At 57.5% G+C, this 16,509-nt stretch carries 11 protein-coding genes; 10 read left to right on the plus strand and 1 reads right to left on the minus strand.

Translation table 11 applies throughout. The features are described 5' to 3' along the window. Window positions 1-297: 297 nt before the first annotated feature. The 6 genes from rplJ to ACRZ96_RS15245 all read left to right on the plus strand — a co-directional run bounded on the left by rplJ (window position 298) and on the right by ACRZ96_RS15245 (window position 12,166). Entirely contained in the window at window positions 298-816 is a 519-nt protein-coding gene (gene rplJ / locus ACRZ96_RS15220; RefSeq protein ID WP_170406495.1) for a 50S ribosomal protein L10, read from the plus strand. 80 nt (window positions 817-896) lie between these two features. Continuing rightward, the gene (rplL, locus tag ACRZ96_RS15225) at window positions 897-1,271 is read left to right on the plus strand and encodes a 50S ribosomal protein L7/L12 (protein WP_010441182.1); all 375 of its coding nucleotides are present in this window, start codon (window positions 897-899) and stop codon (window positions 1,269-1,271) included. Between the two features lie 250 nt (window positions 1,272-1,521). Continuing rightward, complete coding sequence (gene rpoB, locus ACRZ96_RS15230) at window positions 1,522-5,658, plus strand: DNA-directed RNA polymerase subunit beta (protein ID WP_170398571.1); 4,137 nt, start codon at window positions 1,522-1,524, stop codon at window positions 5,656-5,658. 52 nt (window positions 5,659-5,710) lie between these two features. Next, a complete protein-coding gene (gene rpoC / locus ACRZ96_RS15235) occupies window positions 5,711-9,952 on the plus strand; it encodes a DNA-directed RNA polymerase subunit beta' (RefSeq protein WP_480563100.1) in 4,242 nt (1,413 codons plus the stop codon). 141 nt (window positions 9,953-10,093) lie between these two features. Continuing rightward, window positions 10,094-11,167 (plus strand): pyridoxal-phosphate dependent enzyme, encoded by a 1,074-nt coding sequence (locus ACRZ96_RS15240; RefSeq protein WP_170596851.1) that lies wholly within the window; start codon window positions 10,094-10,096, stop codon window positions 11,165-11,167. 129 nt (window positions 11,168-11,296) lie between these two features. Continuing rightward, window positions 11,297-12,166: a DMT family transporter gene (locus ACRZ96_RS15245; protein WP_480814795.1), complete on the plus strand. Its 870-nt coding sequence runs from the start codon at window positions 11,297-11,299 to the stop codon at window positions 12,164-12,166. Here ACRZ96_RS15245 and ACRZ96_RS15250 read toward each other — a convergent pair. Then, window positions 12,151-12,966 carry a glycosyltransferase gene (locus ACRZ96_RS15250; protein WP_480814796.1) on the minus strand — a complete coding sequence of 272 codons (816 nt, stop codon included), beginning with the start codon at window positions 12,964-12,966 and terminating at the stop codon, window positions 12,151-12,153. The two genes, ACRZ96_RS15245 and ACRZ96_RS15250, sit on opposite strands and share 16 nt — an antisense overlap. Window positions 12,967-13,364: 398 nt before the next feature. Between ACRZ96_RS15250 and rpsL the strand changes: the two genes are divergently transcribed. The 4 genes from rpsL to ACRZ96_RS15270 all read left to right on the plus strand — a co-directional run. Next, the gene (rpsL, locus tag ACRZ96_RS15255; RefSeq protein ID WP_005621086.1) at window positions 13,365-13,736 is read left to right on the plus strand and encodes a 30S ribosomal protein S12; all 372 of its coding nucleotides are present in this window, start codon (window positions 13,365-13,367) and stop codon (window positions 13,734-13,736) included. Window positions 13,737-13,751: 15 nt separating this feature from the next. After that, the gene (gene rpsG, locus ACRZ96_RS15260; RefSeq protein WP_010441203.1) at window positions 13,752-14,222 is read left to right on the plus strand and encodes a 30S ribosomal protein S7; all 471 of its coding nucleotides are present in this window, start codon (window positions 13,752-13,754) and stop codon (window positions 14,220-14,222) included. Between the two features lie 18 nt (window positions 14,223-14,240). After that, window positions 14,241-16,358, plus strand: a complete 2,118-nt coding sequence (gene fusA, locus ACRZ96_RS15265; protein WP_170328783.1) for an elongation factor G — start codon at window positions 14,241-14,243, stop codon at window positions 16,356-16,358. Window positions 16,359-16,418: 60 nt separating this feature from the next. After that, a partial coding sequence (locus ACRZ96_RS15270; protein WP_036223564.1) for a GTP-binding protein occupies window positions 16,419-16,509 on the plus strand: 91 nt, incomplete at its 3' end.

Consider the following 16,509-nt stretch of genomic DNA (forward strand, 5'->3'; position numbering starts at 1 on the left):
GGGAGGTGCAAGCCGCCTAAATTTACCTCTTGGAAACCCGGCCTATCTGTCCTAAGTAGACCTGCGGAATAAAGCGTGCGATTCGTCGTGCGCTTTATTTCGTTTCGTCCAAGACGGTGGGTGGGTCCATCTGGCCCCTTAATTCCCTGCCTGAGACGGGTAAGACCAAAGAATTCTGAGGGTCACGATCCTCGGGCGCATTTTGGCCAATCCCGTAACAACGGACCTGAACGCCGGAGCGAAAGCTGCGGCAAATATGAGCCGGGGTGAGATATCACCCCTAACTTGGAGAGAACTGTGGATAGAGCCCAGAAAGAGAAAGTGGTCGAGGAACTCGGCCAAATCTTCGAAAGCTCTGGCGTCGTAGTGGTTTCGCACTACGCCGGTCTGACAGTTGCCGAGATGCAGGACCTTCGCGCACGTGCTCGTGACGCGGGTGGTGCCGTGCGTGTTGCCAAGAACAGGCTCGCCAAAATCGCCCTTGAGGGTAAGCCGTGTGAAAGCATGGCCGACCTGCTGACAGGGATGACCGTTCTGACCTATTCCGAGGACCCTGTGGCAGCTGCCAAGGTGGCCGAGGACTTCGCCAAGGATAACAAGAATTTTGAGATCCTTGGCGGTGCAATGGGCGAGAACGCTCTGGACCGCAAAGGCGTTGAAGCCGTTTCGAAAATGCCGTCTCGTGAAGAGCTTATTGCTTCGATCGTGGGCTGCATTGGCGCACCTGCTTCGAACATCGCCGGCGCGATTGGCGCACCTGCAAGCAACATCGCAAGCATCCTTTCCACCATCGAAGAGAAGGCGGAAGCTGCGTAAGCGGTTGGCACTGAATGATCTGCGTAGGGGATCCACCCTGACGTTGGAACACACACTGTAAAACGGAAAGAGCTAATACAATGGCTGATCTGAAAGCACTCGCAGAAAGCATCGTGGGTCTGACCCTGCTGGAAGCACAAGAACTTAAAACCATCCTCAAAGACGAATACGGCATCGAGCCTGCAGCTGGCGGCGCCGTAATGGTTGCAGCTGGTGGCGACGCCGGTGGCGCAGCTGAGGAAGAGAAAACCGAATTCGACGTCGTTCTGAAGAACGCCGGCGCTTCGAAAATCAACGTGATCAAAGAAGTTCGCGGCATCACCGGTCTGGGCCTGAAAGAGGCCAAAGAGCTGGTCGAAGCTGGCGGCAAGATCAAAGAAGGCGTGTCGAAAGACGAAGCCGAGGAAGTCAAAGGCAAGCTGGAAGCAGCTGGCGCCGAAGTCGAGCTGGCCTAAGCCAACCGACAGGCGCATCGCTGATGCGCCGCAAAATTTGGCTGGGTCCGGAGAAATCCGGGTCCAGCCGAACCTGTCTTAGAAAGGGCCTCAACCCAGGGGGCGTTTTCTAAGACACGGTTTTCGGATCGGGAGGCCGCCTTCGGGACGGTGGCCACGAATTGATCCGGACGTGTCGTCTCGATTGTGCAAGATGCCGGGGCCCGACGGTGTCTTTGCCCGCTGAGAACATCGAAAGGTGACATCTGACATGGCTCAAACGTTCCTTGGCCAGAAACGTCTTCGTAAATATTACGGCAAAATCCGCGAAGTTTTGGAAATGCCGAACCTCATTGAGGTACAGAAATCTTCTTATGATCTTTTCCTGCGCTCCGGCGATGCAGAACAGCCTACAGACGGCGAAGGCATCAAAGGCGTGTTCCAGTCGGTTTTCCCGATCAAGGATTTCAACGAAACCTCCGTGCTGGAGTTCGTGAAATACGATCTGGAAAAACCCAAATACGACGTCGAAGAGTGTATGCAGCGCGACATGACCTACAGCGCGCCGCTCAAGGTCACTCTGCGTCTGATCGTGTTTGATGTCGATGAGGACACCGGCGCGAAATCGGTCAAAGACATCAAAGAACAGGACGTGTTCATGGGCGATATGCCCCTGATGACACCGAACGGCACCTTCATCGTGAACGGTACCGAGCGTGTGATCGTCAGCCAGATGCACCGTTCGCCCGGTGTGTTCTTTGATCACGACAAGGGCAAGACCCATTCATCGGGCAAGCTGCTGTTTGCCTGCCGCATCATCCCGTATCGCGGCAGCTGGCTGGACTTTGAGTTCGACGCCAAGGACATCGTGTTCGCCCGTATCGACCGTCGTCGCAAACTGCCTGTGACAACCCTGCTTTATGCGCTGGGTCTGGATCAGGAAGCGATCATGGACGCGTATTACAACACCGTGTCCTACAAGCTGGACAAGAAGAAAGGCTGGGTCACGCCCTTCTTCCCCGAGCGTGTGCGCGGTACCCGTCCGACATATGATCTGATCGACGCGAAATCGGGCGAAGTGATTGCCGAAGCGGGCAAGAAAGTCACCCCTCGCGCGGTCAAGAAGCTGATCGACGAAGGTGCTGTTACCGACCTGCTGGTGCCCTTCGACAACATCGTCGGCAAGTATGTCGCCAAGGACATCATCAACGAAGAAAACGGCGCGATCTATGTCGAAGCCGGTGATGAGCTGACCCTAGAGTATGATAAAGACGGCGACCTGATCGGTGGTACTGTCAAGGACCTGATGGATGCGGGTATCACCGACATCCCGGTTCTGGACATCGACAACGTCAACGTTGGCCCCTACATGCGCAACACCATGGCTCAGGACAAGAACCTGAACCGTGAAAGCGCGCTGATGGACATCTACCGCGTCATGCGTCCGGGCGAGCCTCCCACCGTCGAGGCTGCGTCGGCTCTGTTCGACACCTTGTTCTTCGACAGCGAGCGCTATGACCTGTCCGCCGTTGGTCGTGTGAAGATGAACATGCGTCTGGCTCTGGACGCGCCGGACACCCTGCGCACGCTGCGCCGCGAAGACATCGTGGCCTGCATCAAGGCGCTGGTGGAACTGCGTGACGGCAAAGGCGACGTGGACGATATCGACCACCTCGGCAACCGTCGTGTGCGTTCGGTCGGCGAACTGATGGAAAATCAGTACCGCGTTGGCCTGCTGCGCATGGAGCGCGCGATCAAAGAGCGTATGTCGTCTGTCGAGATCGACACCGTCATGCCGCAGGACCTGATCAACGCGAAACCAGCTGCGGCTGCTGTTCGTGAATTCTTTGGCTCATCGCAGCTGTCGCAGTTCATGGACCAGACCAACCCGCTTTCGGAAGTCACCCACAAACGCCGTCTCTCGGCGCTTGGCCCGGGCGGTCTGACGCGTGAGCGTGCGGGCTTTGAGGTGCGCGACGTGCACCCGACCCACTATGGCCGGATGTGCCCGATTGAAACGCCAGAAGGTCCGAACATCGGTCTGATCAACTCGCTGGCCACCTTTGCCCGCGTGAACAAGTATGGCTTCATCGAAACACCCTACCGCGTCGTCAAAGACGCCGAGGTGACCGATGAGGTACACTACATGTCCGCGACCGAGGAAATGCGTCACACCGTGGCGCAGGCGAACGCGACCCTGGACGCCGATGGCAAGTTCATCAACGATCTGGTTTCGACCCGTCAGGCTGGTGACTACACTCTGGCCCCGCGCGAGAATGTGGACCTGATCGACGTGTCGCCGAAACAGCTGGTCTCGGTTGCTGCATCGCTGATCCCATTCCTTGAAAATGACGACGCCAACCGCGCTCTGATGGGCTCGAACATGCAACGTCAGGCGGTTCCGCTGCTGCGGGCCGAGGCTCCGCTGGTCGGTACCGGCATCGAGGAAAAGGTTGCGATCGACTCGGGTGCCGCGATTCAGGCGAAACGCGCCGGTATCATCGACCAGGTTGATGCCCAGCGTATCGTTATCCGCGCCACCGAAGATCTGGAACTGGGTGACGCTGGCGTTGACATCTATCGTCTGCGCAAGTTCCAGCGGTCGAACCAGAACACCTGCATCAACCAGCGTCCGCTGATCAAGGTGGGTGACACCGTCCAAAAGGGCGAAGTCATTGCCGACGGTCCGTCGACCGATATGGGTGAACTGGCGCTTGGTAAGAACGTGGTCGTCGCGTTCATGCCGTGGAACGGTTACAACTACGAAGACTCGATCCTGATCTCGGAACGTATCGCGCGTGACGACGTCTTCACCTCGGTCCATATCGAGGAGTTCGAAGTCGCCGCCCGCGACACCAAGCTGGGCCCGGAAGAGATCACCCGCGACATTCCGAACGTCGGTGAAGAAGCGCTGCGCAACCTCGACGAGGCAGGCATCGTTTACATCGGTGCGGATGTTGAGCCGGGCGATATTCTGGTCGGCAAGATCACTCCGAAGGGCGAAAGCCCGATGACCCCGGAAGAAAAGCTGCTGCGCGCCATCTTTGGTGAGAAAGCATCTGACGTGCGCGACACCTCGCTACGCGTGAAGCCGGGTGACTACGGTACGGTCGTTGAGGTCCGCGTCTTCAACCGTCACGGCGTCGAGAAAGACGAGCGTGCGCTGCAGATCGAGCGTGAGGAAGTCGAACGTCTGGCCCGTGACCGGGACGACGAGCTGGCGATTCTTGACCGCAACATCTACGCGCGTCTGCAAGGTCTGATCCTGGGTAAAACCGCTGTCAAAGGCCCGAAAGGCGTCAAGGCAGGGTCGGTGATCACCGAGGATCTGCTGGAAACCCTGACCCGCGGTCAGTGGTGGCAGTTGGCGCTGGAAGGCGAGCAGGATGCACAGATCGTTGAAGCTCTGAACGAGCAATACGAAGTGCAAAAGCGTGCTCTGGACGCCCGTTTCGAGGACAAGGTCGAGAAAGTCCGTCGTGGCGACGACCTGCCGCCGGGTGTGATGAAGATGGTCAAAGTCTTCATCGCCGTGAAGCGTAAGCTGCAGCCGGGCGACAAGATGGCCGGTCGTCACGGGAACAAAGGTGTTATCTCCAAGGTTGTTCCGATGGAAGACATGCCGTTCCTGGCCGATGGTACTCCGGTTGACTTCTGTCTGAACCCGCTGGGTGTGCCTTCGCGTATGAACGTCGGTCAGATCCTTGAAACCCACATGGGTTGGGCCGCACGCGGTCTGGGTCTAAACATCGATGAGGCTCTGGGTGAGTACCGCCGTTCCGGCGATCTGACCCCGGTGCGCGAAGCGATGAAGCTGGCTTATGGCGAGGATGTCTACGAAGAAGGCATCACCGGTCTGGACGAGGATGGCCTGATCGAGGCTGCGGGCAACGTGACCCGTGGTGTTCCGATCGCTACTCCGGTCTTCGACGGTGCCAAAGAAGCAGACGTCAACGACGCGCTGGTGCGTGCGGGCTTCTCGGAAAGCGGTCAGTCGGTTCTGTTCGACGGTCGCACCGGTGAGCAATTCGCGCGCCCGGTCACCGTGGGCATCAAGTACCTGCTGAAATTGCACCACCTGGTGGACGACAAGATCCACGCGCGTTCGACCGGGCCGTACAGCCTGGTTACCCAGCAGCCGCTGGGTGGTAAGGCGCAGTTCGGTGGTCAGCGCTTTGGTGAGATGGAGGTCTGGGCTCTGGAAGCTTACGGCGCCGCCTACACCTTGCAGGAGATGCTCACCGTGAAATCGGATGACGTCGCCGGTCGGACCAAGGTCTATGAGTCGATCGTCAAGGGCGAGGATAACTTTGAAGCGGGCGTACCGGAATCGTTCAACGTTCTGGTTAAAGAAGTCCGTGGCCTCGGCCTGAATATGGAACTCCTGGATGCGGAGGTTGAGGAGTAAGGGCCTCGGCCCTTCCTCCCGTCCCCCCTTCCGCAAAATTTGAGGTATCAAAATGAACCAGGAAATCACCAACAACCCGTTCAACCCGCTGACACCGCCGAAAGTCTTTGACGAGATCAAGGTTTCGCTGGCCAGCCCTGAACGGATCCTGTCTTGGTCCTATGGTGAGATCAAGAAACCCGAAACCATCAACTACCGCACGTTCAAGCCCGAGCGTGACGGTCTGTTCTGCGCGCGTATCTTTGGCCCGATCAAAGATTACGAATGTCTATGCGGCAAATATAAGCGGATGAAATATCGCGGCGTTGTCTGCGAGAAATGCGGTGTGGAAGTCACCCTGCAGAAAGTCCGCCGCGAGCGTATGGGCCACATCGAACTGGCCGCGCCCGTCGCACACATCTGGTTCCTGAAATCGCTGCCGTCCCGCATCGGTCTGATGCTTGACATGACGCTGCGCGATCTGGAACGTGTTCTGTACTTTGAAAACTACGTCGTCATCGAGCCTGGTCTGACCGACCTGACCTACGGCCAGATGCTGACCGAAGAAGAGTACATGGACGCGCAGGATGCCTATGGCATGGACGCGTTCACCGCCAATATCGGTGCCGAAGCCATCCGCGAGATGCTGGCCCAGATCGATCTGGAAGCCGAAGCCGAGCAGCTGCGCGCTGATCTGGCCGAAGCAACCGGCGAGCTGAAGCCCAAGAAGATCATCAAGCGTCTGAAGGTTGTTGAATCCTTCCTCGAGTCGGGCAACCGTCCCGAATGGATGGTGATGACCGTAATCCCGGTCATCCCGCCGGAACTGCGTCCGCTGGTTCCGCTGGATGGTGGCCGTTTCGCGACCTCGGATCTGAACGATCTGTATCGCCGCGTCATCAACCGGAACAACCGTCTGAAGCGTCTGATCGAACTGCGTGCACCTGACATCATTGTCCGCAACGAAAAGCGGATGCTGCAGGAATCCGTTGACGCTCTGTTCGACAACGGCCGTCGTGGTCGCGTGATCACCGGCGCCAACAAGCGCCCGCTGAAATCGCTGTCGGACATGCTGAAAGGTAAGCAGGGTCGCTTCCGTCAGAACCTTCTGGGGAAACGCGTCGACTTCTCGGGCCGTTCGGTCATTGTGACCGGCCCGGAACTCAAGCTGCACCAGTGTGGTCTGCCCAAGAAGATGGCGCTGGAGCTGTTCAAGCCGTTCATCTACTCGCGCCTTGAAGCCAAGGGTCTGTCTTCGACTGTCAAACAGGCGAAGAAACTGGTCGAGAAAGAGCGTCCCGAAGTGTGGGATATCCTCGACGAGGTGATCCGCGAACACCCTGTCATGCTGAACCGTGCGCCGACGCTGCACCGTCTTGGCATTCAGGCGTTCGAGCCGGTTCTGATCGAAGGTAAAGCCATCCAGCTGCACCCGCTGGTCTGTTCGGCCTTTAACGCCGACTTCGACGGCGACCAGATGGCCGTTCACGTCCCGCTGAGCCTTGAGGCGCAGCTGGAAGCCCGTGTTCTGATGATGTCGACGAACAACGTTCTGTCGCCTGCGAACGGCGCGCCCATTATCGTTCCGTCGCAGGATATGATCTTGGGTCTGTACTATGTGACCCTCGAACGCGAAGGCATGCCGGGCGAAGGCAAGGTCTTCGGTTCGATCGAAGAAGTTCAGCACGCGCTGGACGCGGGGGAGGTGCATCTGCACTCGAAAATCACCGCGCGGATCACGCAGATCGACGACGAAGGCAACGAAGTTCAGAAGCGCTATGAAACCACTCCGGGCCGTCTGCGTCTGGGTGCATTGCTGCCGATGAACAACAAAGCCCCGTTCGAGCTGGTCAACCGCCTGCTGCGGAAGAAAGAAGTGCAGCAGGTGATCGACACCGTCTACCGTTACTGCGGTCAGAAAGAGTCGGTTATCTTCTGTGACCAGATCATGTCGATGGGCTTCAAAGAAGCGTTCAAGGCGGGCATCTCGTTCGGTAAGGACGACATGGTCATCCCGGATGACAAGTGGGGCATCGTTGATGACACCCGCGGTCAGGTGAAGGACTTTGAACAGCAGTACATGGACGGCCTGATCACTCAGGGCGAAAAGTACAACAAAGTTGTTGATGCCTGGTCGAAGTGTAACGACCGCGTCACCGAAGCGATGATGAGCACCATCTCGGACGTTGCCAAGGCCGAAGACGGGTCAGATCAAGAGCCGAACTCAGTCTACATGATGGCCCACTCCGGTGCGCGTGGCTCGGTCACTCAGATGAAACAGCTGGGCGGTATGCGTGGCCTGATGGCCAAGCCGAACGGTGACATCATCGAGACGCCGATCATCTCGAACTTTAAAGAAGGTCTGACCGTTCTCGAGTACTTCAACTCGACCCACGGTGCCCGTAAGGGTCTGTCGGATACCGCTCTGAAGACGGCGAACTCGGGTTACCTGACCCGTCGTCTGGTGGACGTCGCACAGGACTGCATCGTTCGCGAGATCGACTGTGGTACTGAGCGTGCGATCACAGCCGAAGCCGCCGTGAATGACGGTGAGGTTGTTGCCTCGCTGGCCGAACGTGTGCTGGGTCGTGTGGCGGCTGACGATGTTCTGCGTCCGGGCACGGATGAGGTGATCGTGGCCGCTGGTCAGTTGATCGACGAACGCATGGCGGACACCGTTGACGAAGCTGGTGTTGCGTCGATGCGCATCCGCTCGCCTCTGACCTGTGAGTCCGAGGAAGGCGTCTGCGCCACCTGCTACGGTCGTGACCTTGCACGCGGCACGATGGTGAACACAGGTGAGGCTGTCGGCATCATCGCCGCGCAGTCCATTGGTGAACCCGGTACGCAGCTGACGATGCGTACTTTCCACATCGGTGGTGTTGCGCAAGGTGGTCAGCAGTCGTTCCAGGAAGCCAGCCAGGAAGGCGTCGTTTCCTTCGAGAACCCGCAGATTCTGGTCAATGCCGCAGGCGAAAGCCTCGTTATGGGCCGGAACATGAAGCTGGTGATCAGCGACGAACACGGCGAAGAGCGTGCCAGCCACAAGCTGGGCTATGGCTCCAAGCTGTTCGTCAAGGACGGCACCAAGGTTGCTCGTGGCGACAAGCTGTTCGAATGGGATCCCTACACCCTGCCGATCATCGCCGAGAAAGCCGGTACCGCGAAATATGTCGACCTTGTTTCGGGCCTTGCGGTCCGGGATGAGACCGACGATGCAACCGGCATGACCCAGAAGATCGTGATCGACTGGCGCGCGGCCCCCAAAGGCAGCGACCTCAAGCCCGAGATCATTCTGGTTGGTGAAGATGGCGAGCCGGTCCGCAATGACGCGGGCAACCCGGTTCACTATCCGATGTCGGTGGATGCGATCCTGTCGGTCGAAGATGGCCAGCAAATCGAAGCCGGTGACGTTGTCGCGCGTATCCCGCGTGAAGGCGCCAAGACCAAGGACATCACCGGTGGTCTGCCACGTGTGGCCGAACTGTTCGAAGCCCGTCGTCCGAAAGATCACGCGATCATCGCAGAAGCCGATGGTTACGTGCGCTTTGGCCGCGACTACAAGAACAAGCGCCGCATCAGCATCGAACCGGCTGACGAGTCCATGGAGACCATCGAATACATGGTACCCAAGGGCAAGCACATCCCGGTCGCCGAAGGGGACTTCATCCAGAAGGGTGAATACCTGATGGACGGTAACCCGGCTCCGCATGACATCCTGTCGATTATGGGTGTCGAAGCGCTGGCGGATTACATGATCGATGAGGTGCAGGACGTCTACCGCTTGCAGGGCGTGAAGATCAATGACAAGCACATCGAAGTCATCGTGCGCCAGATGCTGCAGAAGTGGGAGATCCTGGATTCAGGCGACACCACCCTGTTGAAAGGCGAACATGTCGACAAGCAGGAGTTCGACGCAGCCAACGAGAAGACTATCTCGCGTGGCGGTCGTCCGGCTCAGGGTGAGCCGATCCTTCTGGGGATCACCAAAGCTTCGCTGCAGACGCGTTCGTTCATCTCGGCGGCGTCGTTCCAGGAAACCACCCGCGTGCTGACCGAAGCCTCGGTTCAGGGCAAGAAAGACAAGCTGGTTGGCCTGAAAGAGAACGTAATCGTTGGTCGTCTGATCCCCGCCGGGACCGGTGGGGCCACTCAGGCCGTCCGCCACATCGCGCAGTCGCGTGACAACGTGGTTATCGAAGCGCGCAGGGAAGAGGCCGAAGCAGCCGCTGCTCTGGCCGCTCCGACCTTCGACGACGACATGGTCGGTGATGAGCTGGACGTTCTGGTGGAAACACCGGAAAGCCGCGAATAGGCACCCTCAATAACTAAGAAAGGCCCCGCGATTTCGCGGGGCCTTTCTTGTTGTGAGCGCTCCGAGGCGAACTCTCACAAAGATAGTTACTAATGTGATCCGGTTTGTGGCATGCTTTCGTCAACAGAGGAGGGGGCCGCAATGACAACTCGTCAAACGCATGGGCGAAAGCGACTGTATGACAGTATTTTGGACACCGTCGGAGACACGCCAAGTATACGAATAAACAGGATCGCGCCCTCAAACGTGACGGTTTACGTAAAATTCGAAGCGTTTAACCCGGCCAGTTCTGTCAAAGATCGCCTTGCCCTCAACATCATCGAAGCGGCAGAACGCGACGGTAGCTTAAAACCCGGTCAGACAGTGGTTGAGGCGACCTCGGGGAATACCGGTATCGGGCTGGCGATGGTCTGTGCGGCCAAAGGCTATCCCTTGGTTGTGACGATGGCCGACAGTTTCTCGGTCGAGCGGCGCAAGCTGATGAGGTTTTTGGGGGCAAAAGTTGTCCTGACACCGCGCGCGCAAAAGGGGTTCGGCATGTATACAAAAGCTAAAGAACTGGCCGAGCAGAACGGTTGGTTCCTGGCCAGCCAGTTTGAAACCGCAGCCAACGCCGATATTCACGAAAATACCACCGCGCAGGAAATCTTGGGTGACTTTGATGGGCAGAATCTCGACTATTGGGTTACGGGCTATGGCACTGGCGGGACCGTCTCGGGCGTGGCCCGGGCTCTTAGAAAAGCGCGCCCTGAGACCAAGATCATCCTGACAGAGCCTGCCAACGCAGCCATTGTGTCGTCAGGATATGTGAACACGCGCAATGAAATACACCAGCCGACCGAGAGCCATCCGAACTTCGAGCCGCATCCGATCCAAGGCTGGACGCCTGATTTTATTCCGTGGGTTCTGCAGGAGGCCATTGATAACTCGTACTATGATGAGTTGATTCCCGTTCCCGGTAGCGACGGTATTGCATGGTCGCGCCGTTTGGCCGCGGAAGAGGGGATTTTTACCGGTATTTCTGGTGGCTCGACCTTTGCGGTCGCGATGAAACTGGCCGAGACTGCTCCGGAAGGTTCCGTCATGTTGGTAATGCTGCCAGATACGGGCGAGCGTTACCTTTCGACACCATTGTTTGATGGCGTAGAAGAGGAGATGACGGATGATGAGATCGAGATCTCGAAATCTACGCCTTCCGCCCAGATGACAGATTGAAACGACTGACAAGCCGACAGTTGGTGTAACTCGTCGGAACTATTACCGTAGGATTGTCAGGCGCAAATTGACTTCGTGATCGATTGAACAGTGAGTACGACGATATATTGAAGACCGGGTGTTGATTAAATGAATCCTAACGTTAAAGGCGCATTGCTGATGATGGGCAGCATGGCTGCCTTTACGATCAATGACACCCTGGTGAAACTGGTCGGACAGGCTATTCCCCTGTTCCAATTGGTTGCGATGCGCGGAGCATTGGCAACGGTTCTGGTGTTCTTTCTGGCGCGGCATCTTGGTGCGCTTCACATCGACTTTTCGCGCCATGACAAATGGTTGATTGCCTTTCGCTGTGTAGCCGAGCTGGCGGCGACATTCTTTTTCCTGACCGCGCTGATGCATATGCCGCTCGCCAATGTTACCGCCGTTTTGCAGGCACTGCCCCTGACCGTGACTTTGGGCGCCGCCCTTTTCTTTGGCGAGGTGATCGGATGGATGCGGATCGTTGCGATCGCACTGGGGTTCTTCGGTATGATATTAATCGTTCGCCCCGGCCCTGACGGTTTCAGTATCTACGCGATATATGCATTGATAGCGGTTGCCGCTGTCACCGCCCGTGATCTCATCACGCGACGTATGTCGGCAGACGTCCCTTCGATGGTAGTGACTTTGGCAACATCACTCTCAATCACATTAGCCGCAACCATTGCCTCTATACTCGAGGGTTGGGTGCCAATTTCTATTGGACCCGGCATGATGATAGCTGGCGCTGCGGTATTTGTTCTGATGGGGTACCTATTCAGTGTCATGGTCATGCGCGTGGGAGAAGTCGGCTTTGTTGCCCCCTTCCGGTATTCCAGCCTGATTTGGGCGCTTGGGCTTGGATGGGTGGTGTTCGGAGACTGGCCTGACGGAATTACAATGCTGGGCGCGGCATTGGTTGTTGGGGCAGGGATGTTCACTCTGTTTCGCGAACGGGCGCGTCAGGCGGAGAAGTGAGGCAAACGTACGAAACCGGGGTTTAGCGCGAAACGCGTGGCAAAATCGGTCTCGATTTCGGGCGTGATCGGCGCAAGCTGCGCCTTCTGCTTTTCAGCGCGCGGCGAGTCGTTGGAGTTGTTCAATGTCCTGATCCACATCGGGCGATCAGGATAACTGACCACTGGCATGAAACGCCCGATCCGGTTGTGGGTAAAACTTATGATCGTGTGGGCGCACCCGCCCGCGATAAGCATGCCCAAGCCCACCCCAAGCAGAGATTTGTAGACTTGTGCCGCCCGAACCCCATTCGGCCCAAAGCTGGCCTGGTATCCGTTGTTGAAATCGAGGCCTATGGCCTGATTTTTTCCAATCAGCCCGGCAACATCATCGGCGGACTCGCGCAGTCTTTCGATGAAATCAATCGAAATGCTGTCGTCGTCATCATGGCGAAATTGAAGACAGGGCCGGTCCGGATTTGAACGCGCTTCCTGAAGGATTCGTTTCATGACCTGCCGGTGTTTCTGGCTTGGTTCGACGGGTCTTTGGACAATTCGTACCTGCTTGATGTCAGCGGTGAGGTCCTTGAGCCGGTCGAGCGCTTTTTTCGGCAGACAGTCCCCAACAACGACCAGAAGCTGATAGTCCCCATCTGTCTGCGCGCGAAAGCCGGGCAACGTCACAGATTCGAACAAGCGGAACCGCTCTTCCAGACGAGCAGGGTTGTAGAGATGGGCGCGTCGATCTGCGACCGTGTCATGTTCGATCTGGAAATCGCCCAGAGCAGGGAATGAAAATCGGCACAGGCCAAAGACTTGCATGGGGCATCCAATGGTTTGCAGGGCATGCTCACTATGCATCCGGTGCCGAAGTGCTGCAATGTGTCGGCGCAGTGGGAATCTCCATTAGTTCCTGATAGACGGCCGGAGCTCTTATGCACAACACGCCTTTCCCGCCGGGCTGTTGACACTTGGGCCGACTCCCCTTAATACGCGCGACATCTCGGTACCGGGGGCCGCCCCATAACCGATTTCAGTAATGAACTGGTCAAGGCCCGGACACTTTTATCGTTCGCGCCCTCTGATAACAAACCGCGACGTTCACCTCGGAATGGGAACGCTCGCGGGTTTTGCGCTTGTGGACGCATGAGTGCAGCGAATTTAACCGCACGCAACGCGCGTGCATGTCATGTGTGTTGCAAAACGGGGAAGAAACCGGAATGCCAACTATTCAACAGCTGATCCGCAAACCGCGGCAGCCCAAAGTAAAACGCTCGAAGTCCATGCACCTGGAGCAGTGCCCGCAGAAGCGCGGCGTTTGCACCCGCGTGTACACCACCACACCTAAGAAGCCGAACTCGGCTATGCGTAAGGTTGCCAAGGTGCGCTTGACCAACGGGTTCGAGGTTATCTCGTACATCCCGGGTGAAAGCCACAACCTGCAGGAACACTCGGTTGTTCTGATCCGTGGCGGCCGTGTAAAAGACCTTCCCGGTGTGCGTTACCACATCCTGCGCGGTGTTCTGGATACTCAGGGCGTCAAAGATCGTAAGCAACGTCGTTCGAAATACGGCGCGAAGCGTCCCAAGTAAGAAGGAGAGGCTGATATGTCACGTCGTCACGCCGCCGAAAAACGCGAAGTACTGCCTGACGCCAAATTTGGCGACAAGGTACTGACCAAATTCATGAACAACCTGATGATCGACGGCAAGAAGTCGGTCGCAGAGCGCATCGTTTACAACGCGTTTGACCGCGTTGAGAACAAGGTAAAGCGCGCTCCTGTCGAAGTGTTCCACGAAGCGCTCGACAACATCAAACCGTCGGTCGAGGTTCGCTCGCGCCGGGTTGGTGGTGCAACCTATCAGGTTCCGGTCGAAGTGCGCCCTGAGCGCCGCGAAGCACTGGCCATCCGCTGGCTGATCACTGCTGCGCGCGGCCGCAACGAAAACACCATGGAAGAGCGCCTTGCAGGCGAGCTGCTGGACGCCGTTCAGTCCCGCGGTACTGCCGTCAAGAAACGCGAAGACACCCACAAGATGGCCGAGGCGAACAAAGCCTTCAGCCATTATCGTTGGTAATCCGAGAGGCTTAGACCAATGGCACGCGAATATCCGCTCGAACTGTACCGTAACTTCGGTATCATGGCGCACATCGACGCAGGTAAGACCACCTGCTCGGAGCGTATCCTGTATTACACTGGTAAATCCCACAACATCGGTGAGGTGCACGATGGTGCAGCCACCATGGACTGGATGGAGCAGGAGCAGGAACGCGGCATCACCATCACTTCGGCTGCGACCACCACTTTCTGGGAACGCACCGAGGACGGTCAGACCGCAGAAACTCCTAAGCACCGCCTGAACATCATCGACACCCCCGGCCACGTTGACTTCACCATCGAAGTTGAGCGTTCGCTGGCGGTTCTCGACGGTGCCGTCTGCGTTCTGGACGCAAACGCCGGTGTTGAGCCCCAGACCGAAACCGTGTGGCGTCAGGCTGACCGCTACAAGGTTCCGCGTATGGTTTTCGTCAACAAGATGGACAAGATCGGCGCTGACTTCTTCAACTGCGTCAACATGATCGAAGACCGTACCGGCGCACGCGCTGTTCCGGTTGGTATTCCGATCGGTGCCGAGTCCGAGCTGGAAGGCCTGATCGACCTGGTCACCATGGAAGAGTGGCTGTGGCAGGGCGAAGATCTGGGCGCAAGCTGGATCAAAGCTCCTATCCGCGACAGCCTGAAAGACATGGCTGACGAATGGCGCGGCAAGATGATCGAAGCGGCCGTCGAAATGGACGACGACGCGATGATGGAATACCTGGAAGGCAATGAGCCCGACGTTCCGACCCTGCGCGCCCTGCTGCGCAAAGGTACTCTGGAAATCGCGTTCGTTCCGGTTCTGGGTGGTTCGGCGTTCAAGAACAAAGGCGTTCAGCCGCTCCTCAACGCTGTGATCGACTATCTGCCCAGCCCGCTGGACGTTGTTGATTACATGGGCTTCAAACCCGGCGACGAGGAAGAAGTTCGTGACATCGCCCGTCGTGCAGACGACGACATGGCCTTCTCGGGTCTGGCGTTCAAAATCATGAACGACCCCTTCGTTGGCTCGCTGACCTTCACTCGGATCTACTCGGGCACCATGAACAAGGGTGACTCGATCCTGAACTCGACCAAAGGTAAGAAAGAGCGCATCGGTCGTATGATGATGATGCACTCGAACAACCGGGAAGAGATCGAAGAAGCGTTTGCAGGCGACATCATCGCGCTGGCGGGTCTGAAAGACACCACCACCGGTGACACCCTGTGTGACGCGAAGGATCCGGTGGTTCTGGAAACCATGACCTTCCCCGATCCGGTTATCGAGATCGCGGTTGAGCCCAAAACCAAGGGCGACCAAGAGAAGATGTCTCAGGGTCTGGCCCGTCTGGCCGCCGAAGACCCGTCCTTCCGTGTGGAAACTGATCTGGAATCCGGTCAGACCATCATGAAGGGCATGGGCGAACTTCACCTGGACATCCTGGTTGACCGTCTGAAGCGCGAGTTCAAGGTTGAAGCGAACATCGGTGCACCTCAGGTGGCCTATCGTGAAACCATCTCGATGCCGGTCGAGCACACCTACACCCACAAGAAACAGTCGGGTGGTTCGGGTCAGTTCGCGGAAGTCAAGCTGGAGATCCAGCCGACCGAGGCAGGCGAAGGCTATTCGTTCGAAAGTCGCATCGTTGGCGGCGCCGTTCCGAAGGAATACATCCCGGGTGTTGAAAAAGGCATCAACTCGGTCATGGATAGCGGCCCGCTGGCTGGCTTCCCCGTGATCGACTTCAAGGTTGCCCTGCTGGACGGTAAGTTCCACGACGTTGACTCGAGCGTTCTGGCGTTCGAAATCGCATCGCGGATGTGTATGCGTGAAGGCATGCGCAAAGCTGGCGCGAAACTGCTTGAACCGATCATGAAGGTCGAAGTGATCACCCCGGAAGAATACACCGGCGGTATCATCGGCGACCTGACCTCGCGTCGTGGCCAGGTATCTGGTCAGGAACCGCGCGGCAACGCGATCGCGATTGACGCGTTCGTTCCGCTGGCGAACATGTTCGGCTACATCAACACTCTGCGTTCGATGTCGTCGGGCCGTGCCCAGTTCACCATGCAGTTCGACCACTACGATCCGGTTCCGCAGAACATCTCGGACGAGATTCAGGCGAAATACGCATAAGCGAAGATTTGAGGGAGCGCGGCTAACGCGCTCCCTTCATTACCGAAAAAGGAGGCCATCATGGCAAAGGAAAAGTTTGAGCGTAATAAGCCGCACGTCAACATCGGCACGATTGGCCACGTTGACCACGGCAAGACCACGCTGACCGCAG

The organism is Ruegeria sp. CF1 (genome assembly GCF_056537445.1).

Excerpts from the sequence above, each read along its gene's own strand:
- rplL (WP_010441182.1), top strand. The coding sequence starts at position 897 with ATGGCTGATCTGAAAGCACTCGCAGAAAGCATCGTGGGTCTGACCCTG.
- rpoB (WP_170398571.1), top strand. The coding sequence starts at position 1,522 with ATGGCTCAAACGTTCCTTGGCCAGAAACGTCTTCGTAAATATTACGGC.
- rpoC (WP_480563100.1), top strand. The coding sequence starts at position 5,711 with ATGAACCAGGAAATCACCAACAACCCGTTCAACCCGCTGACACCGCCG.
- ACRZ96_RS15240 (WP_170596851.1), top strand. The coding sequence starts at position 10,094 with ATGACAACTCGTCAAACGCATGGGCGAAAGCGACTGTATGACAGTATT.
- ACRZ96_RS15245 (WP_480814795.1), top strand. The coding sequence starts at position 11,297 with ATGAATCCTAACGTTAAAGGCGCATTGCTGATGATGGGCAGCATGGCT.
- ACRZ96_RS15250 (WP_480814796.1), bottom strand. The coding sequence starts at position 12,966 with ATGCAAGTCTTTGGCCTGTGCCGATTTTCATTCCCTGCTCTGGGCGAT.
- rpsL (WP_005621086.1), top strand. The coding sequence starts at position 13,365 with ATGCCAACTATTCAACAGCTGATCCGCAAACCGCGGCAGCCCAAAGTA.
- rpsG (WP_010441203.1), top strand. The coding sequence starts at position 13,752 with ATGTCACGTCGTCACGCCGCCGAAAAACGCGAAGTACTGCCTGACGCC.
- fusA (WP_170328783.1), top strand. The coding sequence starts at position 14,241 with ATGGCACGCGAATATCCGCTCGAACTGTACCGTAACTTCGGTATCATG.